At 34.3% G+C, this 437-nt stretch carries 1 protein-coding gene; it reads left to right on the forward strand.

Features of this window, described 5'->3' with window-relative positions:
• Positions 1-55: 55 nt before the first annotated feature.
• The coding region (locus tag A6X21_RS25830) for a hypothetical protein (RefSeq protein ID WP_240490136.1) at positions 56-437 on the forward strand (382 nt) is incomplete at its 3' end.

Consider the following 437-nt stretch of genomic DNA (forward strand, 5'->3'; position numbering starts at 1 on the left):
TAAAGACCCTGTAGAAATTGTGTGTATAAGGCCCAACAATAATACAAGAAAAAGTATGAGGATAGGACCAGGACAAACATTCTATGCAACAGGAGAAATAATAGGAGATATAAGATACGCATATTGTAACATTAATGAACAGAAATGGAATGCCACTTTACAAAATGTAAGTAGAAAATTACTAGAACACTTCCCTAATAAAACAATAAGCTTTCAACGCAGTTCGGGAGGGGACCTAGAAATTACAACACATAGCTTTAATTGTAGAGGAGAATTTTTCTATTGCAACACATCAAACCTATTTAATAGAACTTTTTCAGAACTGGTTAATAACAGTACTAATAGTACTAATAGTACTTCAATCATCACACTCCAGTGTAGAATAAAACAAATTATAAACATGTGGCAGGGGGTAGGACGAGCAATGTATGCCCCTC

It is taken from the genome of Planctopirus hydrillae, assembly GCF_001707835.1.
GTDB classification, from domain to species: Bacteria; Planctomycetota; Planctomycetia; order Planctomycetales; family Planctomycetaceae; genus Planctopirus; species Planctopirus hydrillae.